Raw genomic sequence first — 26,137 nt, 5'->3', positions numbered from 1 at the left:
AAATAGTTAATAGTTGAAAGTTATTGGTTGTTAGAAGTGTAAATTGTCTGATAACCAATAACTTAATCCAGTAATTATTTTATAATTTTAACTTAAATCAAAAAAATAATGAAACCCCTTATCACTGGTATTCATCATATTACAGCCATAGCCGGTAATCCGCAGAAGAACTTGGATTTTTACACGGGCATACTTGGGTTGAGAATGGTCAAAAAGACCATCAATTTTGATGCACCTGATGTCTATCATTTTTATTTTGGAGATGAATTAGGTACACCTGGAACGGTGTTTACTACTTTCCCATTTGATGGTGCAAGAAAAGGAACCAAAGGAACAGGGGAACTTACTTATACTGCCTTCTCAATACCAACTGCTTCTTTAAGTTTTTGGATGGATAGATTGAAAAAATTTAACATTCCCACTTCAACTCCCCTTACTAGGTTTGGTGAAAAATTGATCCGATTTGAAGATCATGATGGCATGGGGATAGAATTGATTGCCAACGACAACGACAGCAGAAAAGGTTGGACTTATGGAAATATTCCTTCTGAATTTGCCATAAGAGGTTTTTACGGTGCTACCCTAAATCTAAAAGCTAAAGAACTGACAGAAAAATTGCTTACCCAGTTTATGGACTACAAATTCATCGCTGAGGAGGATGGAAGATTTAGGTTTGGTACAAAAGGAGAGCCAGGCGATATCATTGATATTGTTTTGGATAAACAAGGACGGCAGGGAATTCAAAGTGCCGGAACTGTACACCATATTGCCTTTAGAACGGATAATGAATCCACACAATTGGAAATCCAACGGATTTTAATCGAGAATGGTTACCATGTTACGGAAGTGAAAGATAGAAATTACTTCAAGTCCATCTATTTCCGTGAACCAGGAGGTGTTCTGTTCGAAATAGCTACAGATGAACCAGGGTTTGCAATTGATGAAGATGAAGCACATTTAGGAGAATTGTTAAAATTACCAAATTGGGCAGAACCCAATAGGGAAAAAATTGAGTCTAATTTAGCAAAGGTTCAACTGAATTTGGAAGCTTATGCCTAACATGATATATGAAGGAAAAGCCCTGGATCAAGCCCAAAAAGTAGCCATTATGATTCATGGTAGAGGAGCAACAGCTTCAGGTATTTTGGGTTTAGCTGATCACCTGAATTTGTTGGATTTTGCCTTGATAGCGCCACAAGCACCTGGAAATACTTGGTATCCCTATAGCTTTATGGCTCCTGATGATAGCAATCAACCTTCATTTTCAATGTCCATGCAAACAGTTGATGGCATTGTCAAAGACCTGATCAAAAAGGGATTTTCGTCCGAACAGATTTATTTCATTGGCTTTTCACAAGGAGCCTGTTTGTCTTTGGAATATACAACCCAATATGCGCAAAGATATGGAGGAATAATTGCATTTACCGGTGGATTGATAGGAGAAAAGTTGAATCCCTCAAAATACCAGGGAGATTTTCGGGGTACACCGGTATTTATCGGCTCAAGTCATAGGGATATGCATGTGCCTTTATCCAGAATAGAAGAGTCTGTCAAGCAAATTGAAAAGATGGGTGCCGATGTAAAAACTATGATATTCCAGGACACCCAGCATACAATCAGACAGGAGGAGGTGGATTGGGTGAATAAAAATATGCTGGGGTGATAACTTTAGTTTTGGGTGAGAAAAAACCAGATCCATTAAATTTGAAGGATAAAATAAGATGAGAATAATCAAGCCCGAAACTAAATCAGTTTCGGGCTTTTCTTATTAAAATGATCAATTACTGAAATTTTATGGTTTAGGGATTACCTTGAAAGGGTGTTTGCCTGTGAATTTTGAACCAAAAATATCAGTTGCCTCTATCTCAATGACATATTCTCCCGCAGAAAGATTTCCAGGCATCGCAGCACGCCAAAGGTGATCTGTAAGCGCGGGATTAGATGGTCTTCTTCCTGGAATATATTCCTCAGTGGTATCCCATTCCAAAACTTTAATCAAATAGCTGGGATCATTGCCTTCAAAGGCATCCATTTTTTTCCATTCTCCATTATTGATTCGATATCTTACTTCATCTTTGGAGGAACCGGTAAAGAAATTGGCTATAATGGCTGAGGTTGTTCTTACACCTTCCACCAAAATCTTCGGGGCATGTATCTGAATCTGATAGTCTGAGGATTTCCCTGCTGCTTTATATCTTGTCCTGTACTCATTGCCATTGATTTCTAAAAACACATAACCTTTTGGAGAACCGTCCCTCATGGTGGATTCAGGGGTGCCATCTGCCTGGATTTTTCCGCTGTACCAGTCACCCGAAGGTGTGCCGATATTGTAGTGGTGGTGGGGTTTTGGCTGGTTATATCCGTCTTCTTTCCTAAAAAATGTCTGCTTCATATAGTGGGTATGGGCTGACATTGACAAGGTGTTAGGAAAAGGTGATAACAATTCAAGTATTTTTTCCCTGTCGGCATCCCTGAAACTATCTCCATTTTCTTCAAACAAGGGAATATGCATCAACAAAACTATCAATTTGTCCTTGGGAACCAGTTTGAGGTTGTTTTCCAAAAACTGCAATTGATCAGGCCTAAGCCCCCCCCAATATCCCTGTCCATCCCTTGGGTCAGGATAGAGGATGTCTTCCAGGACCACAAAATGAGCATCTCCATAATTAAAGGCATAAGTAGCAGGGCCAAAGTTGGCAGTGAAAGATTCATCACTATATTCATCTTTTTCTGCATCAAAGTTCATGTCATGGTTACCCATCACCTGAAACCATGGTACACCAATTTTGCCTACTGCCTCTGCATAGAGCGGGAAAAAATCAGGCCTGTCTCCGACCAAGTCTCCCAATGCTGCCCCAAAAGCAACGTTCTGTATATTTTCAACTTCCGAAACAATCCCTTTTTTGAAATACCCTATCTCATCCAAAGTATAGGGCTGAGGATCCCCAAAAATCAAAGCGGTGAACTTTTGGTTTCCATTGCCTTGTAATAGACCAAAATCCACTGACTTGGGTAGTTTTCCTGTGGGTGTAACCCCGGGATACTTTAGATTTGCAGGAGAACCATTGGGCTTATAGACATAGTAAAATTGGGGGATGTTGTTGGCATCGGTCGGCAGTTCATGGGATGCCGGCTTGATGAGGAAGATGGTTTGATCCTCAGCAAGGGGAAGCTCATACTTTCCGTTTTTATCGGTTTGGACTACTTGAATGCCATTGGATACTGAGACATTGGGCAGTCCTTTTTCCCTTCTTTCTTTTTTACCGTTGGTATTAAGGTCTTCATAAACGATTCCGCTTACTTTTTGCTGGGCAAATACCGAGCTAGCAAAAATCAGGGCAATAAGTAGTAGCTTAATTTTTTTCATGCGATTTAGTGAGTTTCGGATAAAATTAAGGGATTTTCTGGAATGCTGTGTTTAGAAAAGGTTATGCTAAGGTTAAGGATGAAGAGTGGTTTTGGGAATGGTTGGTTGGTAGGATGGTCCAAGACTTAGTCTTGGACCATATTGTATGGCAGTCTGAAGATTGCAAAGTGCTGGTCCAAGCCTGCGGTAGGTAGGTCTGAAGACTTGAACCAAAGAAAACTTGAATAATTGCCGTATTAATATCCATTAATTTCTAAATATGAATCTGTATCCACTTGTTCTAACACCAATGTTTGATTTTTTTATACCACTAATCCGCTTTATTTTATTTCACAAACCACTGATATTAAATTAAATATCTAAAAATTTTAATTTAAACAATGTATTTATCCAAACTTTGAAACCTCTTCAAATTAATTTCTCACTACTCCCCGTCTCCCATCTCCCTCTCAAAAAGAATACCCCACCAGACTTCCTTTTTCCGGGTCCAGCTCTACTTTTGCATAGACCCCTATTTCCTGTTGCAGTTCTTCCACATGGGAAATAATTCCTACAATCCGGTTTTCATGCTGCAGGGATTTGAGTGTTTCGAATACTACGCGAAGGGCATTTTTATCCAAGGCTCCAAAACCCTCGTCCAAAAAGAAGAAGGATTGGTCTGCCTGGTTCAGTGATTTCACTTTCTCGGCTAAAGCCAAAGCCAAGCAAAGAGAAGCCTGGAAGGTCTGCCCACCGGAAAGGGTTTTGAGCAGGCGTTTTTTGCCTCCGTTCAGGTAGTCAATCACCCAAAAAGTATTGTTGTCGTCTATGTCCAAGCTGAGGCTATTTTTGGTCAGCTTCATAAAGCGTTTATTAGCAGTATGGCAGAGTTCCTTGAGGTAAATTGCACTAACATACTTTACGAAGCCGCTGCCCTTAAACAGCCTTTCCAATTCCTTGAGATGGGACTCCCTGTTTTCCACTTTTGCAAATAGTGCCTTTAAGCCTTTTTTTTCCTTCAATTTAGATTGAATGGTCTTGATTTCCTGTTCCAAAAGTGCCTGGGATTTCTGGATTTGGTCAAAGTGTTCCCGGCTTTCCTTCAAGGTTTCCTTACTCTTGACAAAAGCCTCCTCACTGAATGTCGTCAGGCCTTCTACGCTTTCAAGTTCTTGCAGTTTGCTTTTCACAAGAAGTCTCCTGTCTTCAAATTGACGGATCTCGGCGTCTACCTTGTCCGCATCTAGGGAATGGTTGAAAAGAGAGATCAAAGCCTCATGGTCCGAAAATTCATGTTTCAGTTTGAGATTTTCAAAATCGGCCTCCAATTCTTTGATTTTACTTAGGTTCTCTTTTAGGTTTTTCTCGAAATTCTCAAGGTTAGCCTGGTTGGTGGCTTGTTTGTTCTTGGTTTCCTGGATCACCTTAAGTTTACCTTCCAGTTTGAAAGCAGTTTCCTTGATATCCCATTCAACCTTTTCTATGGCTTGCAGGATGCTTTCCTTGGTCTTTGGATAAAAGTCCTTACTGAATTCAGGATCCTTGATTTCCTCTTTTTTGGATAGGATTTTGCTACGAACTCCGACCACTTCAATTTCGGCAGCTCTCAGGCGGTTTTCCTCTTCTTCCATAAGTCCCCTCTCTTTTTCCCATTGGGATCTTAAGCCCTTGAGTTTTTCCAAACTTTCCTCCTTATATCGGATAGCGGTTTCGGTCTCAGAGATTTTTTGGGCCAGCTCCTCTTGGGAGGGGATACCTTGCAGGGTCAGCTGTTGTTTGAGCTGCTGAAGTTGGTTTTCCAAGTATTCCAACTCCTCGGCCAATTTGTCTTTTTGGCCCCTGAAGTTACTGAGATGAAGGCTGTATTCCCTGTGCTGCTGGGATTGGGTTTGCAGCTGTTCCAGCTGCTCCTTAAGGTTTTGGATTTGTTCCTGGAGTAGGGAAAGGGCCTGACTTTCTTTTTCCGCCTCCATTGGATAGGGGTGCGAATAGGAACCGCACAAAGGACAGGCTTTGCCTTCTTCCAAAAGATGCACATGGGTGGCAAGGCCTGCTTTTTTACCCAACAAATCTTTTTCCTTTTCCAGTTGCAGGAGTTGGTTTTTGGCAAAAACGATCGCCTTGTCAAAGCTGCCCTGTCCTTGTGGTAGATATTGCAGGAGCGTATGTTTTTTTTCTTCTAGAAGGCTGATTTCCTTTATTAGTGCATCCTGATCTTCCTTTTTTTTGTCTATATTAATGCCTACCTGAAGCCATTCTTTGGCTGCACTTTTCCAATCGGCAAGCTTGGCACTATCGGTTATACCGTTGCTTTCCAGTGCTTTTTCAAGGTATTGTATGTCCGAACTGATCTTTTGTAGGACCATTTTTCTAGCAACAAGGGCTGGCTGTAGATTGTCCATGGCCTGCTCCAATTGGGAAAGGTTTATTTCAAGGTCCTTTACCTCAATGACTTTTTGCAGGTCACGGATTTTGGCTTCGCGGGCCGATTTTTGCTCGGCTTTCTCCTTTAGTTCTTTCAGTTCTTTTTCATGTTCCTGAATTTCTTTGGCGTAGGAGTCCCTGAAGCGGCTACAATTGATGATGCTCACCCTATTTTTTTCTTGATCTACATATTGGCCTTGAAGCTGCTCCCAAACTGGCTTCAGGTAGGTTTTAGCCTTGAGGAAGTCTTTCCACTGGTTTTTCTTGGACTCGATTTCCGGTCTTTTTGCCTCAAGACTTTCCCATTCGCTTTGGAAGTTTTTCCAAATTTGGTTTTTTTCCTGCAGCAATTCCTGCTTTTTGAAAAATGCTTCTGCGGTGTCAAGGGCATTTTTTTGCTGAAGGATTTTCTCTTGATTGGCCTTCAGCAAGGTTTCTTTTTCTTTAAGAAGCTCATCGTGGATATCCTCCAAACCAAGCAACTGGGTTTCCAGTCTGATTTTTTCTTCTCTGGTAATCTTCAATAGCGAGCCCGTCTTTGCCGCGAGATCGAATCGCTCCAAACCAAACAATTCCTTCATCATCTCCGCCCTTGGACCTGGGGTCAGGTCTATAAATTCCCTGAATTTGCCCTGAGGAATGATTACTGTTTGCTTGAAATGTTCTTTTTTCATGCCCAAAATTTCCTCTGCCCGTTGAGAAATAGGTTCTAATTGGCTATTGTATTTTTTATAAAAAGTATGCTCAGCAGGTTTAACATCCTCAAAGTTTTTGGGATTCCTCTTTGCAGAATAACGGGCTAAATAAGTTTGGGAATTATTTAAACCTGAAAGGAATTCAAAACTGATCAACAGGGCCTCGCTTTGAAGGTTGACCATGCTATTTTTTTCCCCCCGGTCAGAAAGTCTTTCGGTACTACCATAAAGTGCCAATAATATAGCTTCCAAAATAGAAGATTTGCCACTGCCTACAGCTCCAAAAATACCGAAAAGTCCAGCAGCAGTAAGCTGGCCAAAGTCGATGACTTGTTTTTCCTTGTACGAATATAAACCTTCAATTTCGAGTTTAATAGGGATCATTTTATTGATTTTTGTTAAGTAAACCTTCCAAAGCATTCGAACTCTTGGTAGGTTTTTTTATTCCTGACTGATGATTTCTTTGAAGAGATCGACCAGTTCGGTATTGGGTTCCAGCCCTTTTTCACTTTGGTAATACATCTTGAAAAGGCTGAGCATGTCTTTTTCCAGGTCTTCGACTTTGAAGCTAAGGTTTTCCTGTCCAAGGGAATTTTTTATCTGGGGGATCAGGTTGACAATGCCGTCATGTGCCTTAAAAAGGGCCTTTCTGGTGGAGGCATCGATGGCATGTTCGGTGACATAGGTCAGCTCCACAAAGCAATAGGGATTATTCTCCAGCCATTCCAAAGCGCTTTCAAGATTTTGGAATGTTTTTCGGTAAAGTGGCCTGCCTTTTTTGAGCGCTATGGGACTATAATTGACGGCTTTACCTGGCACTGCCTCAATGAGTATTACTTGCTTTTCTTGGTCTGCTTCGCTAAAGGAGTAGGCAAGAGGAGAGGAGGAATAGACGATAGGACAGGGTTCTTTAGCTACGGCATGGTAGCGGTGGAGGTGGCCCAATGCCGCATATTGAATTTGAAAGGGGATGTTTTGGGTGTATAGGGCCTGGGTGCCCCCCACATGGAGGATGGGTCTTTCTGACTCCGGTTCAGCCTCGAGTGATTCACCCTCTTTGGCAAAAAAGAAATGCCCGACAAACAGGTTTACGCCCTTGTTATTGCAATATTTGTTGGCGAGCAATTCCCATCTTATAGCCATATGTTGCCGAAATTCCTGTTCCCGGTCCCCCTCTCCTAAATAGGTTTTGAGCAGGAGTTCATTGGCATAGGGTGCCAAAATAATTCTTACAGGGAACTCATGTTTTGGAATTTTTAGTTCCACAAATCCCGCCTCGCTTTGCAGGATTTGTATGCCATTGTCGAGTGATCCGGTTGGGATCAGGCTGTCGTATTTGCTATAAAAGAAAATTCCCATTTCTCTTGCCAAAGGATCCGGAGCCTCTATAAATTGGGTGGAATCATGATTTCCTGAAATGGCAATGATAGGCCTTTTGCCGTTATTGGAAAGCCTTTTGAGAGTTTTGTACAATAGCTCGACTGCTTCGTGATTAGGGTTGAAGCTGTCAAAAATATCCCCAGCCAGTAATATCAGATCTACCTGTTCCTTGTCTGCAATATCAATGATTTCCTGCAGTACTTTGTGTTGTTCTTCCAATCTGGAGTATTCCTGTAATCTTTTACCCAAGTGCCAGTCAGCTGTATGGAGTATTTTCATCTTTTAAAAATAGAATTCTTTTGAACAAGAAGCCACTTAGAATGGCAGGAACTTATAAAAAACACTTTTAATTCTTGTTTTACCCCTTCGGAAACTAATCTACCTAATAATTGATGTAAAGAAATTAAGGATAGAATAATGTGATTTTATTAAATTAAATCCTCTGTAGGTTCCCATTTCAAGAAGAGTAGTTAAATATTTAAATCAAAGCCCAATCCTTAAAATCCTAAACTTACTTAAGGTATGAACTGGTTATTTTTATCCTAACTATTTTTAAATCAACAATTTATTTTTATATTAGAAAATATTTTTCGATCAAATAGCCCGTTAAAGTTTGTTAATCCTTCCTTTTTTGAAGGGATTTGGTACATAAATTGTTAAGATGTGGCTTATGAAAAGTATATCACTTATCATCTTTCTCCTTTTTCAAATACCTGCCTGGGCCGGTAACAATGAACCTTCTGCCTCTTCTGAAGAGAGACTAAAGATTCAGGAAGGTATTGCAAGCTTTTATGGAAAGAGATTTCATTTGCGAAAAACAGCAAATGGAGAAATTTTCAATATGCAGGAGATGACAGCAGCCCATAAATATCTTCCTTTCGGGACCATGTTAAAAGTAACCAATCAAAAAAATGGAAAAGAAGTATGGGTAAGAATTAATGATAGGTTGCCTCAAACCTCAAAACGGATCATTGACCTTTCAAGAGGAGCTGCTCAGGAACTGGACATGATAAGAGATGGGATAGTGCCTGTCAAATTGGAAGTTTCCGATGAAGAGATCGTTTTTTCACTGATTGATCATTTTAAAGAAAATAAGCCTGAGGATCTGAGGTTAAGATATTACGAATCAGCTATTGAAATGGAAAAGCCTTCCATAATTGGACTTCCAGCTGAAATTTGTGTCATTGGAAATATGTTGGCTTCAACATTGAATAATTGAGTAAACTTATTGCTAAACAAATAAATTAATAAAAAATCCCGGACCAATATCGGTCCGGGATTTTTTTATCCTCACAGTTGGCAAAGCTTAATTTCTACCAAATACATACCTGATGTTGAAACCAAAAGGACCAGGTACAAAGTCTGTGGTTTCAACAATATTTACCCTCGGCCTCCAATCAAGAGATAGTGAAAGGGGTACTTCCCTAAAGGTATATTCCAGACCAATCTCACCACTCACCCCTAAAATAAATGGATCTCCTAATAATAAGGAAGGACCCACACCGGCATACCAATGAAATGCTTCCTGACCCAATGGACGGTATACGAAATTCCAAAGTGCTTCTATTCCTACACCCCTATCACCAAAAGACACGTCACCATGCACCCTACTGAATTCACCCAAGGAAAAAACCCCGTCAATGGCAACATTATTACCCAAAACATCACCGAACCTCAAACCTAATTCCTGAGCATTTGTCCGGTTCCAAAGCATCATTGTAGAAAAAACAAAGAATAGTAATATTACTTTTTTCATAACCTTTATTGTTTATTTTAACTTAAAATTGGATTGCAAAACTAGGAATATTAAGCGAAACTCTAGGGATCAAAACTAATAAATGGAAATAGTTAAATTTTTGAAAAAGCCGAAGGGATTACCCTCGGCTTAAAATATTTCGATAGTTGGTTTAGTTTTGAATAATTGGTTTCACAATTTCCATGCCACCAAAGGCATTTTTTTTTAAAATGATGGTAATTTTCATGGAATGCTTAGTAATCTGACGGATTCATGTAAAGGATTACACCAATACCTGGCTGAATCATTTTGATCTGGGAACTTATAGGGCTGTAAACAAATTCCCCATCCCCTTGGTCCGGTAGATATTGTGTATCATTTTTTCTCAAAAATTCAACCTTGCCACTTTCATGGTATAGGATCTTGAACTCAAAATAACCTGATTCAGCTTTTTTAAAGGGTATTTTAAGCCCTCCTCCAAATCTAAGTGCTGCAACCCAGTCTGAAAAATCTCTACCTTCTTCAATAGGATCATCAAATCTGCTTTCCCTGATTTTATATCTGGTATAAAAATAATTTGCCCCCGCCTGAATTTCAATAAATGGAAGTATAGCTGTCCTTTTAACCTCAGGGAAATACCGAAACATTCCCATAACCGTCAATAAGTTGTTATTTCGCCTCAATCTTAACTCATCATTATAACCAGGATAAAGATCTCTCCTTTTTTCAAGGGAGGTATTATACACTCCATAACCTACACTAAGTCCCACTTCAATAGGAATTGTGGTGAATTTGTAAATACCGAGTGTGTTAAATTCAGGAAATACCAAGCCACCAACTTCATCTCTTAGATCCAAAACAGGAATTCCAAGATTCGTTTGGAAGCCTAAGCCAAAAAATTGTGACTTTCCTGCAAGAGGAAGTAAAAAAAGGAGTATGGCAATTTTAATTCTCATAAGATAAATACTGTCCTTTGCCATTTATCTTTCTTGGGAAAGGTTATTTAAAAATACTGGTTTTTTATAATTATTCTAAATTTTACAAGGATCCGCTTCACTTTTAGAAGGAATTTGAATTTACATCATCTCAATTGAATAGGAATTTTAAAGGATTGGGTTTAATATTTTGCAAAAAATATCTACCTTTGCAGTCCGTTCGGGTGAACGGGGTTTCTGATGCTGATTTTCAGGGACTTTATCGAAAACTAAAAACCTCAACCCGATGACCCTAGGGTTGTTGAAAATCAGGGTTAATTAATTAATATGTCTAAGCAAAAAGAGTTTAACTGGGACGATTTCGATACCAAAGGATTTGGAGAAGGTTATTCCAAGGACAAAAGAGCTGAAATGGAGGCCCTATATGAAGGAACTCTAAATGAAATCACTGAGAAAGAAGTGATTAAGGGCACTGTAGTTGGTATCAACGATAAGGATGTGATTATCAATATCGGCTTTAAGTCTGATGGATTGGTGCCTGCTTCTGAATTCCGCGATCTTCCTGGACTTAAAATCGGTGATCAGGTAGATGTTTTTATCGAAGAGCAGGAAAATTCATTAGGTCAATTGGTGCTTTCCAGAAAGAAGGCGAGAATGGTACGTGCATGGAGTGATATCGAAGATGCCCTGGCAAATGATAGCGTAATTGAAGGCTTGGTGAAGAGAAGGACCAAAGGCGGTCTTATAGTAGATATTTATGGTGTAGAAGCTTTCTTGCCAGGTTCCCAGATTGATGTAAAACCTATCAGAGATTTTGATATCTATGTGGGTAAAAAGATGGAAGTGAAAGTGGTTAAAATCAACCATACTAACGATAACGTAGTAGTTTCTCACAAAGTATTGATCGAAAAAGATCTTGAGAAACAAAAAGCTGAAATCTTGAACAACCTTGAGAAAGGTCAGGTATTGGAAGGCGTAATCAAAAACATGACCAATTTCGGTGTGTTTATCGATTTAGGAGGTGTAGACGGATTACTTCACATTACTGATATCTCTTGGGGAAGAATCAACCATCCTGAAGAGGTGCTTCATCTGGATGATAAAGTTCAAGTAGTTGTTCTTGATTTTGATGATGATAAGAAGAGGATTTCTTTGGGTATGAAGCAATTGACTGCTCATCCTTGGGATGCGCTTTCAGCTGAACTTGAGGTTGGTTCCAGAGTTAAAGGCAAAATCGTTAACGTTGCTGACTACGGTGCATTCCTTGAATTGGCTCCTGGAGTTGAAGGCTTGATCCACGTTTCTGAAATGAGCTGGTCTCAGCACTTGAGAAACCCTGCTGATTTTGTGAAAGTAGGCGACGAAATCGAAGCAGTTGTCCTGACTTTGGACAAAGACGAAAGAAAAATGTCCTTAGGTATCAAACAACTGACCGAAGATCCTTGGACTAAAGGTGACATGGCAACTAAATATGCTGTTGGAACCAAGCATAAAGGTGTAGTAAGGAACTTGACAAATTTTGGTTTATTCCTTGAATTGGAAGAAGGCATAGATGGATTGGTTCACGTATCTGATCTTTCCTGGACCAAAAAAATCAAACATCCATCTGAATTTGTAAAAGTTGGAGACGAGTTAGAAGTTGCTGTTTTGGAACTTGATGTTGAAAACAGAAGACTTGCTTTGGGTCATAAACAATTGGAAGAGAACCCTTGGGATACATTTGAAACCGTATTCCCTGTAGGTTCAGAACACAAATGTACTGTAGTATCAAAAAATGATAAAGGTGCAGTACTTGAGCTTCCATATGGTCTGGAGGGTTTTGCAACTTCTAAAAATCTGGAAAAGGCCGATGGTTCTTCCGTAGAGGTTGGTGAGTCTCTTGAATTTAGAGTGACTGAGTTCTCTAAGGATGATAAAAGAATCGTCTTGTCTCATACCGCTACTTTCAAAGAAGAAGCTAAACCAGCCCCTGCCGCAAAGAAAGCAGCTAAGAAGGCTACTTCTGCTCCAGCGGAGACTCCTGCTGCAGAGAAATCAACTCTTGGTGATATCGATGCTTTGGCAGAGTTGAAAGAGAAAATGGAAGGCGGGAAGAAATAAGACGCAAGATATAAGACTCAAGATGAGTCTCATGTAAATAAATCAAAAAAGTGGCTGTCGTGAGGCAGTCACTTTTTTTTATCCTTTGAGGTTTTTTAAACTTCGAAGGATTTTTTAATTAGACAAATAGTCCTGTCGCATTTTTTGTATATAGTTACGTCTTAACTTTAAAATAATGATTGGATATGATTTATCAATAGTTGTCTCTATACTTAATTATCTAGTTAAGCTGATTGTTGGATTTAATTTAAGCCAAGAATAAAAATATTTTCATAATGAAAAACTCCTACCAACACAAGATTCTCTTTTTATTAGTTTCAATAGTATCAATTCTATCTTCAAGAACGTTTGCTCAAAATACATTTTATGGGAAAGTGTATTACGGAATTTCTGATGCAGCTTTTCTTGAAAAGGAGGAAATGATTGGAGTAATCAGTAAGGATGTAGATGGATTCAGAGAATTCGGTTTTTTGGTGGGAAAAAAAATCAGTAAGAAATGGGCAATTGAAACCGGATTGAATTCCGCTGTTGCAGATATCATTTTTAAACCTAACCCCAGTATGTTTCCTGTACAGGAATTGACCATTCTACCTTCTTCGGAAAGTTTCAAAATGTTCAGTTTTCCTGTGTTAATGCGTTATTCTATTTTCCCTTTTTTGTTTGTGAATGCAGGGCCCTTGCTCGACATACAGCGATCAGAAAACCCTTCCTATAAACAATCTGGATTTGGATACCTATTGGGAATCGGTGCCGAGCATTATTTCAAAAAGGTCGGGTTCTTTGTCCATCCTCATTTCAAAAGGCATTCAACAATTCCCTTTGTGTCTACCAACTACAATTTGACAGAATTTGGATTACAGTTTGGCTTGAGCTATAACTTCTAGCTTTTCACTTTTTCCCAATCCACTTTTCTGCCTTGATGGGTAATTCTCTTATTCTTGTCCCAGTCCCATCAAAAACAGCATTGGCGATTGCAGCGGCTACAGGCCCTTGGGCAGCTTCTCCAGCCCCCAAAGGCGGGAGTTCAGGCCGGTTGAGAATATATACATCGACTTCGGGTATATCTTTGGCCCTCAGGATAGGATAACTGTTCCAATCCTTACTTAATACTCCATTTTCATTAAACCTGACCGACTCCAACAATGTCCAACTAGCAGACTGTATCATTCCACCTTCTGTCTGGTTGATCAGTCCATCAGGATTGATGCATTGCCCGGCATCAATAACCCCGACTAATTTGTTCAATTTGAAATTCTTGGTTCCTATAACATTCTCCACTTCGGCCATCACTGCAAAGTAGGCAGCTGTGTTTTTGTATTTGGCAAAGGCAATTCCATACCCTTTGTTTCCTGTTCGCTCCAAGGTATTCCAATTGGTCTTTGATTGCAATTCCCTCAAAACAGCAATAGCCCTTTCATCTTTGAGGTTTTTGATCCGGAATGTGAATGGGTCAAAGCCAGAAGCATCAGCCAGTTCATCTATAAAGGATTCCAATGCAAAAATATTGGCGTAAGCCCCCAGACCCCTGAGTGCAGAGGATCTTAAGGGACCATCATAATTGAAAAGCTGAAGCCTGACATCCTTTATGTCATATAAAGGTGTGGCATTTCTGTATGCCCCACCTGAAAATCCTCCTTTTCTAAATGGGATAGCGTTTTCCAAATGCCGGGCAGATATGAAATGCCCTGCTTCACCCCTGGGTCGGGTACTGTGTGAATCAGACCAGATTTTGCTGTCCCATGCCTGAATAATCCCTTCTTTTGATACCCCGGCTTCCAGTTCCATAATCATCGCGGAACCATAAGGTTCCCATTGGTGCTCATCTTCCCTCATCCATTGTACTCGGACTGGCTTACCTGGATAATGCTTGGCTATAAGTGTTGCCTCAGCAGATACATCATCGGCTCCATTATGTCCATAACACCCAGATCCTGGTATTCCGATACATCTGATTTTTGAAGTAGCCAGTTGAAAAAGATCTGATAAAGTTGCCTGTAAGGGATAAACCCCTTGAGTAGGTGACCATACGGTTAGTTGGTCATTTTCCCATTTTGCTATAGCACAAGATGGACCTGCAGAGGCATGCATCTGATAGGGTCTATAATAACTTGCCTTAAGTTTAACCGATGATGAATTGATTTTTTCCATGATTCCGGGATTATCCTCAATTATTTCGGGTTTTTGCCCATTAATTTTCATGTCCTGAAATAGTTTTTCAGGAAGGGGATTGATCATGATTTCGTCCCATAAGCTCAACTCTTTCATTTTTCTTAAAGCTTTCACTGCCTGGTATTCTCTTTTGGTAATCACAGCTACAAAGCTGCCATCTACTATGGTCTTGATTACTCCATCCAAGGAGCTGATCGCATCTTGATCCAACTTTAGGAGCTTCGCATTATAAGAAGGTGGGTGAAGAATTCTGGCGTGCACCATCTCTGGGATTCGAAGATCATGTACAAAATGGGCTTTCCCCAAGACAAGATTTTTTATATCCTCTCTTGGTATTGGATTTCCGACATATTTGTGTTTTCTGAAGTCCAAAATGGGGGCCTCACCTGTGATTGTTTTTTCATAATATTTTCCATTTACCAATTCCCAATAACTGATGGATCTATTATCAGGTCCCTGAATTTGACCATCAATTATGGAAAGGCTAGACTTGTCTGTTTGCCATTTTTCAGCCGCCAATTCAATTAAAAATAATTTTGCCTCTGCTGCGGCTCTTCGTATTGCCATGCCACTTCCTTCAATTGAGTTACTTCCGGAAGTATACCCTTCATTAGCTGTCTGGCCAGTGTCACCATTAATAATATGGCATCTTTTGAATTCTACCTCCAATTCATCCGCCGCAATTTGCAGTAGAGCAGTTCTGATTCCCTGCCCCAGTTCTTTTTTGCCTGTAAGCACAGTGACATGTCCTGATGCGTCCATTCTTATCCAGGAATCTATCAAATCCCTCCCCATATGAGGTCTTTCCGGTATTCCTTGATATTCAGTAAAATTTTCTTTAGAGTCAAAGGTAGAAGAACACCGGATAAAGGGAAATAAAGTGAATCCGATCAACAAATGCCCAGAGGTTTTTAGAAATGCTCTTCTATCCGTTTTGGAAGGTATCATTGATTAAAATTTTGAATTGGACTGCGCGGCATTTTTCACAGCTTGGATAAACCGGGTGTGGGTGCCGCATCTGCATATGATTTTATGAAGACTGTTTCTTATTTCCAGTTCAGATGGGTTGGGATTGGCTCTTAATAATTCAAGAGCTGCCATCATCATTCCATTCAGACAATAGCCACATTGGGCTGCCTGTTGTTCATAAAAAGCTTTTTGTAAAGGATGAAGTTTATCCTCACTTTTATGTAAGCCTTCAATTGTTTCAATTTTTTTACCTTCAAAAGCAGAACAAGGCTGAATGCAGGTGTAACTTGCTTTTCCGTCCACCAAGACCATACAAGCACCGCATTGATGTAAACCGCATCCGAATTTTGGTCCGTTAAGTCCAAAATCTTCTCTTAAGACATATAAGAGAGGCTCTTCTTCATCAACCTCAATTTGTTGTTTTTTACCATTTACTTCTAGTTCTAGTTGGGTTTTTACAGCCATACCTTGTGAATTTCTGTGAAATATTAAAATAATCAATATTTGACTAAGTTCAAATTTATAGGGTCCCGGAAGGGAAAAGGTTAGCCTTAATTTGTGGTTTTCTTGTTAAAAAAGCAGGACTTACAAATACAATTTGTACCTGAATTTGCTTTAAATGAAAAAAGCATCTCTGATGGAGATGCTTTTGTTGAGGTCGCGAGCGGATTCGAACCGCTGTACAAGGTTTTGCAGACCTCTGCCTAGCCACTCGGCCACGCGACCCTTTTGAATCGGAATGCAAATGTATGGATTAATGGCTTTTTTGCAAAAACAAGTGTAAAATTTATCTGGATTTCATAAAGCTTATTTATGAAATCCATCAATATTTTTTTTACAAATCTTAGCACAAAATTCCTGCCTATCTTCCACTTTCGTAGAAAGACCAAATATTGTTTTATTTATAACGATTCTAAATTATAGATCAGGTCAATAAAATTTAAATAAATAATTGATAAACAAGTATTTACATTATGTATTTCTTAATTGAAACATTTTTTCAAGGTATTTGGATCAAGTTTGAAAAATAGAATTGGGGTAGTACATTTGCAGTGTTTATCAAAAAACGTGCACTAAACTGTTTAATAAGTAATAAATATGTCGATCAAGCGCTCATTAACAAGTGTTCCTTTGAGGTTAAGCACCCTTGCGATGCTGTTTTTCCTTATGATGGGAACACAGGTCTTTGCGGTTAATCCCGAAGTGTCTGACAGCGAAGAAGCAATTTCGGCCGGTAAGTCGATTTTCAATGCCAATTGCCGGACATGTCACAGACTTGACCAGAAAAATGTTGGACCAGCACTGAGGGGAGTGACTGACCGTCATTCTATTGACTGGACCAAAAGATTCATCCGTAATTCGCAGGTACTGATTGCATCCGGAGATGCTGAAGCAGTAGCGATTTTCACCGAGTTCAACCAATTGGTGATGCCAAACCATGAGTTTTTATCAGATGACGACCTGATGAACTTATTGGCATATATCGAATATGGGGACAAAGTAGACCCTGCAGCACAAGCGGCTGCGGGTGAAGGAGGTCAAGTTGCAGGTGGAGGAGCTGGAATTCCTTCGGAATATTTAACAATCATACTTGGCGTATTGGTTGTAGTTTTATTGCTTATCTTGATTGTCCTTGGTTTGATTATTTCAATTCTTACCAAATATCTAAGCAATCAAAAGCTGGATGAGGAAGATAAGGAGTTTCTTGAGCAAAAATTTGATTTCAAAAAAATCCTCCGTTCAGATGCTTTTGTCATTATCATCACAGCCTTAGTGATGGCTTTGGTGGTTAAAACTGCATTGGATGAGTTGTATACCATAGGAGTGCAACAAGGATATGCTCCAGCCCAGCCCATAGCATTTTCCCATCAACTCCATGCCGGACAGTATGAAGTACCGTGTCAATATTGCCATACCGGAGTAGAGATTGGAAAATCAGCAAATATTCCATCTGCCAACATTTGTATGAATTGTCATACCCATATTCAAAATGTGGGCGGTAAAGAGGGCATATCTCCTGAAATTGCCAAAATCTATGATGCCTATGACAACAATAAACCTATAGAGTGGGTGAGAGTCCACAATCTTCCTGATCTTTCCTATTTCAATCATGCCCAGCACGTGGCTGTTGGAGGTGTTGAATGTCAAACTTGCCATGGCCCGATTGAAGAGATGGAAGTGGTATATCAACATAGTGCCTTGACTATGGGATGGTGTATAGACTGTCACAGACAGACCAATATCCGTGCAAATGGAAATGAATATTACGATAAATTAGTGCAATTGCACAGCAATTCAAAAGATGCTCTTAAAGTGAAAGACATCGGTGGTTTGGAATGTGCTAAATGCCACTATTAATTTAAATCAATTCAGAACTTACTTTTCTTGAATATACAATGAAAGAAAATAAAAAGACCTATTGGAAAGGGTTAGAAGAACTGACAAACGATGAAACGTTTGTTAAGAATGCTGAAAGAGAGTTTCCTGAAGGCCCATCGAACCTCGATGGTTCATCCAGAAGAGACTTCCTTAAATTAATGGGCTTTAGCTTAGCTGCAGCTTCTTTGGCCGCCTGTGAGGCTCCTGTTAGAAAAGCAATCCCTTATGTCAACAAACCTGTTGACATAAATCCGTCAATACCCAATTACTATGCATCTACTTATTCCTCTGGTGGGGATTATGCATCAATTGTGGTAAAAACAAGGGAGGGACGACCTATAAAAATCGATGGCAATGAGCTTTCTCCAATTTCCAAAGGGGGAACAAGTGCTATCGTAGAGGCTTCAGTGCTTTCCCTTTATGACAAACAAAGATTAACAGGACCACATATTAACGGAGAAAAATCTGATTGGGCAACCATCGATGCTGAGGTTAAATCTAAACTGGCTTCAGCTGGATCTGTCAGAATTGTTACCAATACTGTACTTTCTCCTTCAACCCAAATGTCCCTAAATCAGTTAGCGGAATCCTTTGGGGCTGAAATTGTAACTTATGATCCTGTCTCAAATTATGGGATCTCAAGTGCCGCAAAAACAAGTTATGGGATAGAAGGTCTTCCTACCTATCATTTTGATAAAGCAAATGTAATTGTGAGTTTTGGTGCTGATTTCCTTGGGACTTGGATTTCTCCCATTGAGTTTGCAAAACAATATGCAAAAGGAAGAAAAATTACCAAGGAAAAGCCTCAAATGTCCCGTCATTTCCAGTTTGAGTCAAATCTTTCATTGACTGGAGCGAATGCTGATTACCGAACCCCAATCAAACCTTCTCAAGGCGGATTGGCTGTTTTGGCTTTATATAATGCAATAGCGAAACAAGCAGGTGCAGCTACTGTATCAGGTGCTAATGTTGATATAGCCCATTTAGACAAAGCTGCAAAAGAACTTTGGGCAAACAGAGGAAAATCCATAGTAGTTTCCGGTTCTAATGATCCAAATGTTCAGATTGTCATCAATGCCATCAATGATTTGCTTGAAAACAATGGTGTCACTGTTGATTTTTCAAAACCATCTTATTTCAGAAAAGGTGATGATGCCAAAATGAACCAGTTTGTGGCTGACCTTACTGCCGGAAGAGTTGGGGGTGTTGTATTCTACAATTGTAATCCGGTTTATGATTTCGCGAGAGGAGTAGAAATAGCAGAAGGTATTTCAAAAGCAAAAGTTTCGGTAGCAACAAATGGCACCATGGATGAGACAGCATCATTGGTTCAATACGTAGCTCCAGACCATCACTATTTGGAGTCTTGGAATGATTTCAACCCAAGGAATGGAGAATATAGTCTTTCACAACCAACTATTTCCCCACTTTTTGATACAAGACAGGCCCAGGAATCATTCCTGATTTGGGCAGGAAACAACACCAATTATTATGATTTCTTACAGGCCAATTGGAATACCTCTCTTTTTGGTACCCAAACTGAGATCAGCAATTTCCAGGAATTCTGGGATAGAAGTCTGTTCAATGGTGTTTATTCCCTAAATTCTGAATCCGCACCAGTCCAGAATGTTGCAGACATAAATGCTGCAGCTTCATCAGTTTCAAGTTCCTATAAGGCAGATAACACAGGGGTGGAATTGTCTGTTTATTCCAAAGTAGGCATAGGTAGTGGTGCTTCTGCGAACAACCCATGGCTACAGGAAATGTCTGATCCTATTTCCAAAGCCACTTGGGATAATTATTTGACAGTTTCTCAAAAATGGGCCAATGAAAATGGTCTGAAAATGACAGAGGGAGCTACAAGAAAAGCCAATATTACTGTAGGTGGTAAAACCTTGGTTGTGCCTGTTTTAGTTCAGCCAGGACAAGCTGATGGTACTGTGGGCTTAGCTTTAGGTTATGGCCGTACCAAAGCTGGAAGAGTTGCTAACGGTGTTGGTGTCAATGCCTATGAATTGTTGGATGCTTCAAAAGGCTTTGTAAATTATGATATTACGGATGGCGTAAGTATCGAACTTACCTCTGAAACATACAGAATTGCGCAAACCCAAACCCATCAGACTTATATGGGAAGAGAGTTTGTCATCCAGGAAGCTACTCTTGGAGAGTATAAGGAAAATGCTTCCGCAGGAAGGTATTTTCCAAAGATTTATAAGGAAGGTGAGTTTGTAAAACCTTCAAAAATTACTTTATGGAAAGGCCATCAATATAGCCAGCATCACTGGGGCTTGGCTATTGACATGAATTCCTGTATTGGATGTGGTGCATGTACCGTTGCCTGCCAGGTTGAAAATAACGTCTCTGTGGTCGGTAAGCAAGAAGTATTGAACAGGAGAGAGATGGCCTGGATCAGAATTGACCGTTACTACAGTTCACCAGAAGGAGCAAGTACCAACGAAGAGCTTGAATTAGCTGCAGACAACCCTGAAGTTACATTCCAGCCAATGATGTGTCAGCACTGTAATAATGCACCTTGTGAGACAGTTTGTCCAGTTGCAGCTACGACCCACTCATCTGAAGGTCTTAACCAAATGACTTACAACAGATGTATTGGTACCAGATATTGTGCCAATAACTGTCCTTATAAAGTAAGGAGATTCAACTGGTTTAAGTATCATGACAATAAGGATTTTGCTGCTGTAAATGTTGCCCAAAATGATGATTTGGGTAAAATGGTATTGAATCCGGACGTTACGGTCAGGGCAAGGGGGGTAATTGAAAAATGCTCCATGTGTGTGCAAAGGATTCAATCTGGTAAACTGACAGCAAAGAGAGAAGGAAGAAAAGTACAGGATGGAGACATCAATACCGCTTGTGCTACCGCATGTCCTACCAATGCCATTGTTTTCGGTGATATGAATGATCCAGAAAGCAAGATTACCAAAATGCTCAAAATCCAAGAAGATACTACTTCAGCAGTGAAGGAAGTGAATGAGGAAAGAGCATACCATGTATTGGAGGAAATCAACGTGAGTCCAAACGTTTGGTATTTCACCAAAATCAGAAATAAGGATAAATCAGAAGCGTAATTAATAATTTTATAAGATATGCAGGTTACTTCATCCGTACGCGAGCCGCTTATTACTGGCGGTAAAACCTTAAAAGACGTCACCCATGATATCTCCAGACAGGTAGAAGGTAAGCCAAGTATTGGTTGGCTTTTGGGTCTGTTGGTTGCGGTCGGTGCATTGGGCTTAGGTTTCATTGCACTCTGGTTAACTCTTTGGGAAGGTATCGGTATGTGGGGGCTCAACAAAACTGTTGGTTGGGCATGGGACATTACCAACTTCGTGTGGTGGGTCGGTATCGGTCACGCCGGTACTTTGATCTCTGCCGTACTTTTACTATTCAGACAGAAATGGAGAATGGCTATCAACAGGGCTGCGGAAGCGATGACTATTTTCGCCGTTATCTGTGCAGCGATGTTCCCAATTATTCACATGGGGCGCCCTTGGTTAGGTGCATATTGGGCACTGCCACTGCCAAACACCTTTGGTTCCTTGTGGGTTAACTTCAATTCTCCGCTTTTATGGGATGTTTTTGCGATCTCGACCTATTTCTCAGTTTCCTTGGTATTCTGGTATATAGGATTGATTCCTGATTTTGCCACCATCAGAGACAGGGCCACAGGCATCAGAAAGTCAGTGTACGGAGCTTTGGCATTTGGATGGGATGGAGCTGCAAAAACCTGGAGCAGGTATGAGTCAGTTGCTTTAATTTTGGCCGGTTTAGCTACCCCATTGGTACTTTCAGTTCACACAATTGTATCCTTTGACTTTGCGACTTCAGTTATTCCAGGATGGCATACTACAATCTTCCCTCCATACTTTGTAGCTGGAGCGATTTTCTCAGGGTTTGCCATGGTATTGACTTTGATGATTGTAACCAGAAAAGTTTTCAAGTTAGAAGATTACATTACTATAGGCCATATTGAATTGATGAACATAGTGATCATTATTACTGGTTCTATAGTCGGTATTGCATACATTACTGAATTCTTTATTGCCTGGTACTCAGGGGTTGCTGCAGAACAGTACGCCTTCATGAACAGGATGTTTGGACCTTATTGGTGGGCATACTGGTCCATGATGACCTGTAACGTGATTTCACCTCAGTTGTTTTGGTTCAAAAAAATCAGAACCTCTATTGTTCTGACATTCATTTTGTCCTTAGTGGTGAATATAGGAATGTGGTTTGAGCGGTTTGTTATTATTGTTACTTCTCTTCACAGGGACTTTCTTCCTTCTTCTTGGGCAATGTTTTATCCAACATTATATGATGTGGGAGTCTATTTGTTCACATTCGGTCTTTTCTTCACCTGTTTCTTGTTGTTTGCTAAATTCTTCCCGGTAATCAACATGGCTGAAGTAAAATCAATTATTAAATCTTCATCTGAAAAAGTAAATAAATAAGAGCATGGAAAGAGATAAAAATTTTATCCTCGGTGTTTATGACGATGAGGATGTATTGTTGGAAGCCATCACAAAAGTTAGAAAAAGTGGGGTCAAAATCCATGAAGTTTATTCCCCCTTCCCTGTTCATGGGATAGATGATGTTCTTGGCTATAAAAGAAGCAGATTACCAATAGCCGCTTTCCTTTTCGGAATGCTTGGAACAATTTTGGCCTTGACCATCCAGTTTTATATGATGAAATTCGATTGGCCGATGATCATTGGAGGAAAAGACCATGCGGCATTTCCTGCCTTCATTCCAGTAACATTTGAACTTACCGTTCTTCTGGCAGCTTTTGGGATGGTAGGTGTATTCATGGTATCCAGTAATCTAAAGCCTTGGGGTCAACCTAGGATTTTCGATGTTCGGATTACGGATGACAAACATGTCATGGCAATTGATCTAGCAACTAATGCTTCACTTGGCGAAAAAAATATTGCGGATGTGCTGAAAGATTCCGGCGCTGCAGAAGTCAATAAAAAAAGTTTTGAATAGGTAAATAGAGGTCATGAAAATAACACATTCTATATACACAATATTATTAGCAGGAGTAGCATTTGGCTTTGCTTCCTGTGGCGCTTCAGGAGATGATCCTGGATATGAATATGCTCCTCAAATGTATAACTCTGTCGCCTATGAACCTCTTACTCAGATTGTAAATGAAGATGAGGGATCTTGGCTTTCTTCAAGAGAAGATGGAAAAGGTGAGTTTTTTAACAGTAATGTAAACAATCCCTACAGAATGAATATGAGGGAACCTGTTGCAAACACTGTTCCAAGAACTAAAGATGGTTCATTACCTTACAGATTGAAGGCCTTTGAACTGGAAGAGGCTGCAAAAATCCAAAATCCAATCGAATTGAATGATCAGGTTTTGGCAGAAGGTAAAGCCTTATACCTTCAATATTGTGTGGCATGTCATGGTACTGGAGGGGAAGGCGATGGAAAAGCCGGAGAAGTAATCGGTGGTGTTGCCAACTTAAAAGGAGGTGCTTACATCAATCTTCCTGAAGGACATATTTTCCATGTCATCATGAAAGGTAAAGGAAGAATGGGAGCACATGGATCTCAAATTCCGCAAGACAGAATTTGGAAAATTGTTCACTATGTTAAACAAGAAATTCAGAAACAATAATCATGGCGCACAGTACTACAAACTATAATCTGGACCAAAAATTTGATTTTACAGCAGGACTGAAAAAATCAATTATGACTGTATTGGTAATCGGTGCAGTTGTCCTGGCCATCGGTATTATTACCAACATGATGGGCGGTGGTCATGATCATGCTGAAGAAGCAGGTGGACATGCTTTCCATTGGTATCAAAGATTATTTGCGAACCTTTGGATCAATAATGTTTATTTCACAGGAATTGCTATTATCGGTGTGTTCTTCTTTGCTTTACAATATGCTGCTCAGGCGGGATGGTCTACAGGTATTTTAAGAGTTCCTTTGTCTTTCGGTAATTGGCTTCCCATTGCTGCAGCGTTGATGATTGTGACATTTTTTATCGCAAATCATGATATTTTCCATTGGACTCACAGCTATCTTTTTGATAAAGACAGCCCACAATATGATAAGCTGATTGATGGTAAAGGAGGATTCTTTTATTGGCCCATGGCAAAAGGATCATTTCCTGTATTCTTTGTGGCAAGAATGGTCCTATTCTTTGGATTCTGGGTGTTCTTTTTTAATAAACTGAAAAGTCTAGCTTTCGAAGAGGATTTGAACGGAGGAACGCAATATTGGAGAAGATTAAGAACTTGGTCGGCTCTATTTATTATTTTCTTCGCCGTTTCTTCTTCAATTTCTGCTTGGGACTGGGTGATGTCAATTGATACACATTGGTTCTCAACTATGTTCGGTTGGTATGTATTTGCTTCATGGTTCGTAGCAGGTCTTTCTGCAATAACCCTTGTAGTAGTATTTCTGAGAGAAAAAGGTTATTTGGAAATGGTGAATGAAAACCATGTTCATGATCTTGGAAAATTTGTATTTGCTTTCTCAATTTTCTGGACTTATATCTGGTTTTCACAGTTCCTTTTGATCTATTATGCCAACATTCCAGAGGAGTCTGTCTACTTTGTAGAAAGGATGCAAAGTGATGTGTATAGCCCGTTCATTTTTGTAAATCTAGTTCTAAACTTCTTCCTTCCTTTCTTGGTTTTAATGACAAGGGATGCAAAAAGACATGCGATCTTCCTGAAAGTTGTTTGTTCTTTGATTATATTAGGTCATTGGTTTGATTTCTTCCTGATGGTTCAACCAGGTACATTGGGTCACAATGGAGGTTTTGGCTTGATGGAATTTGGAATGCTTTTGGTTTATGGAGCCTCTTTTGCCTTGGTTGTTCTTGGGGCTTTGGCAAAAAAACCATTGATTGCCAAGAATCACCCTATGTTGGAAGAAAGTTATCATCATCATATTTAATAATTATCCGAAAAAGTTATCGTTATGTACGGATTTCTAATAGCGGTTGGTATTCTGTTGTTATTGTCCATCATTTGGATGGTTTACAGAATACAAACATTAGTTTCAGTTGTAAAAGGCAGTGATAAAAAAATCGCCACCGGAAGCAACAAAGTAAATGCATTCATGTTTGTGCTTTTCCTCGTATTGGGTGGCTTCATCATGTTTTGGTATTCCATTAAAGAATTTGATAATTACAACTTACCTGTTGCCTCCGAACATGGTGTTGTAACGGATCAGTTATTCTGGGTTACTATGGCTGTAACAGGTATTGTCTTTATTATTACTCATATTTTATTATTCTGGTTTCCTTATAAATATCAATATAAAGAAGACAGAAAAGCTTCCTTTTACCCGGATAACAATAAACTTGAGGTAATCTGGACTACAGTGCCTGCTGTGGTTTTGGCGCTTTTGGTGATTGGTGGATGGAAGGCTTGGTCAGATATTACTGCCCCCGCTCCTGAAAAGTCCCATGTTGTAGAAATCATGGGTTATCAGTTTGCATGGGAAGTTAGGTACCCTGGATTGGATAATGTTTTAGGGGAACATGATTACCGTTTGATATCTGCCTCAAACGTATCTGGTGTTGACTTTACAGATAAAAATTCATTTGATGATTTTACATCTCCTGTTGTTGTAATCCCCAAAGGTGAACCAGTACTGTTCAAAATAAGGGCTAGAGATGTTTTGCATTCAGTTTTTGCGCCTCACATGCGTTTGAAAATGGATGCCGTACCAGGTATGCCTACAAGATTTTGGTTTACCGCTACCAAAACTACAGAGGAAATGAGAACAGAGCTTAATGACCCTGAGTTCGTTTACGAAATTGCCTGTACCGAAATTTGTGGTAGAGGTCATTTCTCTATGAAAAAAGAAATAAGGGTAGTAGAGCCTGAAGAATATAGAAAATGGTTATCAGATCAGAAGCCTTATATAGTAAATAATCCTTCTTTGGTTGCTGATTTACCTTTAGATCTTAAAGAATTAGCTGATATTACGATCAGTGAGTATAAGTAATTAA

The 26,137-nt window shown here is 39.7% G+C and carries 19 protein-coding genes and 1 tRNA gene; 12 read left to right on the top strand and 8 right to left on the bottom strand.

All coding sequences use genetic code 11. The features are described from left to right. Positions 1-108: 108 nt before the first annotated feature. Entirely contained in the window at positions 109-1,059 is a 951-nt protein-coding gene (locus tag ACFSKV_RS11655; protein WP_380802811.1) for a ring-cleaving dioxygenase, read from the top strand. Then, positions 1,052-1,663: an alpha/beta hydrolase gene (locus tag ACFSKV_RS11650; RefSeq protein WP_380802810.1), complete on the top strand. Its 612-nt coding sequence runs from the start codon at positions 1,052-1,054 to the stop codon at positions 1,661-1,663. Before ACFSKV_RS11655 ends, ACFSKV_RS11650 begins: the two co-directional genes overlap by 8 nt. A gap of 129 nt (positions 1,664-1,792) precedes the next feature. Here the strand turns inward: ACFSKV_RS11650 and ACFSKV_RS11645 are convergent, their stop codons facing one another. The 3 genes from ACFSKV_RS11645 to ACFSKV_RS11635 all read right to left on the bottom strand — a co-directional run bounded on the left by ACFSKV_RS11645 (position 1,793) and on the right by ACFSKV_RS11635 (position 8,124). Further along, positions 1,793-3,367, bottom strand: coding sequence for a calcineurin-like phosphoesterase C-terminal domain-containing protein (locus tag ACFSKV_RS11645; protein WP_380802808.1), 1,575 nt, complete (start codon positions 3,365-3,367; stop codon positions 1,793-1,795). 449 nt (positions 3,368-3,816) lie between these two features. Then, positions 3,817-6,849: an AAA family ATPase gene (locus ACFSKV_RS11640; RefSeq protein ID WP_380802807.1), complete on the bottom strand. Its 3,033-nt coding sequence runs from the start codon at positions 6,847-6,849 to the stop codon at positions 3,817-3,819. Between the two features lie 57 nt (positions 6,850-6,906). Continuing rightward, complete coding sequence (locus ACFSKV_RS11635; RefSeq protein ID WP_380802806.1) at positions 6,907-8,124, bottom strand: metallophosphoesterase family protein; 1,218 nt, start codon at positions 8,122-8,124, stop codon at positions 6,907-6,909. Positions 8,125-8,515: 391 nt separating this feature from the next. Between ACFSKV_RS11635 and ACFSKV_RS11630 the strand changes: the two genes are divergently transcribed. Continuing rightward, entirely contained in the window at positions 8,516-9,064 is a 549-nt protein-coding gene (locus tag ACFSKV_RS11630; protein ID WP_380802805.1) for a septal ring lytic transglycosylase RlpA family protein, read from the top strand. 87 nt (positions 9,065-9,151) lie between these two features. On the opposite strand, the gene ACFSKV_RS11625 is transcribed toward ACFSKV_RS11630, so the two are convergent. Beyond that, entirely contained in the window at positions 9,152-9,601 is a 450-nt protein-coding gene (locus tag ACFSKV_RS11625) for an outer membrane insertion C- signal (protein WP_380802803.1), read from the bottom strand. A 233-nt stretch (positions 9,602-9,834) separates the two neighbouring features. Beyond that, positions 9,835-10,536, bottom strand: a complete 702-nt coding sequence (locus ACFSKV_RS11620; RefSeq protein WP_380802801.1) for a hypothetical protein — start codon at positions 10,534-10,536, stop codon at positions 9,835-9,837. Positions 10,537-10,842: 306 nt separating this feature from the next. Between ACFSKV_RS11620 and rpsA the strand changes: the two genes are divergently transcribed. Continuing rightward, the gene (gene rpsA / locus ACFSKV_RS11615; RefSeq protein WP_380802799.1) at positions 10,843-12,615 is read left to right on the top strand and encodes a 30S ribosomal protein S1; all 1,773 of its coding nucleotides are present in this window, start codon (positions 10,843-10,845) and stop codon (positions 12,613-12,615) included. A gap of 275 nt (positions 12,616-12,890) precedes the next feature. After that, the gene (locus ACFSKV_RS11610) at positions 12,891-13,499 is read left to right on the top strand and encodes an outer membrane beta-barrel protein (protein ID WP_380802797.1); all 609 of its coding nucleotides are present in this window, start codon (positions 12,891-12,893) and stop codon (positions 13,497-13,499) included. Positions 13,500-13,503: 4 nt separating this feature from the next. On the opposite strand, the gene ACFSKV_RS11605 is transcribed toward ACFSKV_RS11610, so the two are convergent. The 3 genes from ACFSKV_RS11605 to ACFSKV_RS11595 form a co-directional block, all read right to left on the bottom strand. Continuing rightward, positions 13,504-15,732 carry a xanthine dehydrogenase family protein molybdopterin-binding subunit gene (locus ACFSKV_RS11605; RefSeq protein WP_380802795.1) on the bottom strand — a complete coding sequence of 743 codons (2,229 nt, stop codon included), beginning with the start codon at positions 15,730-15,732 and terminating at the stop codon, positions 13,504-13,506. A 3-nt stretch (positions 15,733-15,735) separates the two neighbouring features. Then, the gene (locus ACFSKV_RS11600) at positions 15,736-16,218 is read right to left on the bottom strand and encodes a (2Fe-2S)-binding protein (RefSeq protein ID WP_380802793.1); all 483 of its coding nucleotides are present in this window, start codon (positions 16,216-16,218) and stop codon (positions 15,736-15,738) included. A 190-nt stretch (positions 16,219-16,408) separates the two neighbouring features. After that, positions 16,409-16,479: transfer RNA gene (locus ACFSKV_RS11595), tRNA-Cys, on the bottom strand. 372 nt (positions 16,480-16,851) lie between these two features. Here ACFSKV_RS11595 and ACFSKV_RS11590 point away from each other — a divergent pair. Genes ACFSKV_RS11590 through ACFSKV_RS11560 form a run of 7 tightly spaced genes read left to right on the top strand, consistent with a single transcriptional unit; the run spans position 16,852 to position 26,133 of the window. After that, positions 16,852-18,111: a c-type cytochrome gene (locus ACFSKV_RS11590; protein ID WP_380802791.1), complete on the top strand. Its 1,260-nt coding sequence runs from the start codon at positions 16,852-16,854 to the stop codon at positions 18,109-18,111. 38 nt (positions 18,112-18,149) lie between these two features. Beyond that, positions 18,150-21,221, top strand: coding sequence for a TAT-variant-translocated molybdopterin oxidoreductase (locus ACFSKV_RS11585; protein WP_380802789.1), 3,072 nt, complete (start codon positions 18,150-18,152; stop codon positions 21,219-21,221). Positions 21,222-21,239: 18 nt separating this feature from the next. After that, positions 21,240-22,604, top strand: coding sequence for an NrfD/PsrC family molybdoenzyme membrane anchor subunit (gene nrfD, locus ACFSKV_RS11580; protein ID WP_380802786.1), 1,365 nt, complete (start codon positions 21,240-21,242; stop codon positions 22,602-22,604). A 4-nt stretch (positions 22,605-22,608) separates the two neighbouring features. After that, positions 22,609-23,139 carry a DUF3341 domain-containing protein gene (locus tag ACFSKV_RS11575; protein ID WP_380802785.1) on the top strand — a complete coding sequence of 177 codons (531 nt, stop codon included), beginning with the start codon at positions 22,609-22,611 and terminating at the stop codon, positions 23,137-23,139. Positions 23,140-23,152: 13 nt separating this feature from the next. Further along, entirely contained in the window at positions 23,153-23,779 is a 627-nt protein-coding gene (locus ACFSKV_RS11570) for a c-type cytochrome (protein ID WP_380802782.1), read from the top strand. A 2-nt stretch (positions 23,780-23,781) separates the two neighbouring features. After that, positions 23,782-25,074 (top strand): quinol:cytochrome C oxidoreductase, encoded by a 1,293-nt coding sequence (locus ACFSKV_RS11565; RefSeq protein ID WP_380802781.1) that lies wholly within the window; start codon positions 23,782-23,784, stop codon positions 25,072-25,074. A gap of 24 nt (positions 25,075-25,098) precedes the next feature. Further along, positions 25,099-26,133, top strand: coding sequence for a cytochrome c oxidase subunit II (locus ACFSKV_RS11560; protein ID WP_380802779.1), 1,035 nt, complete (start codon positions 25,099-25,101; stop codon positions 26,131-26,133). The last annotated feature ends 4 nt before the right edge of the window (positions 26,134-26,137 follow it).

It is taken from the genome of Shivajiella indica (assembly GCF_042683085.1).
GTDB lineage: Bacteria > Bacteroidota > Bacteroidia > Cytophagales > Cyclobacteriaceae > Shivajiella > Shivajiella indica.
The sequence above is the reverse complement of the archived record's forward strand: the minus strand, read 5'-3'. Positions and strand labels throughout refer to the sequence as shown.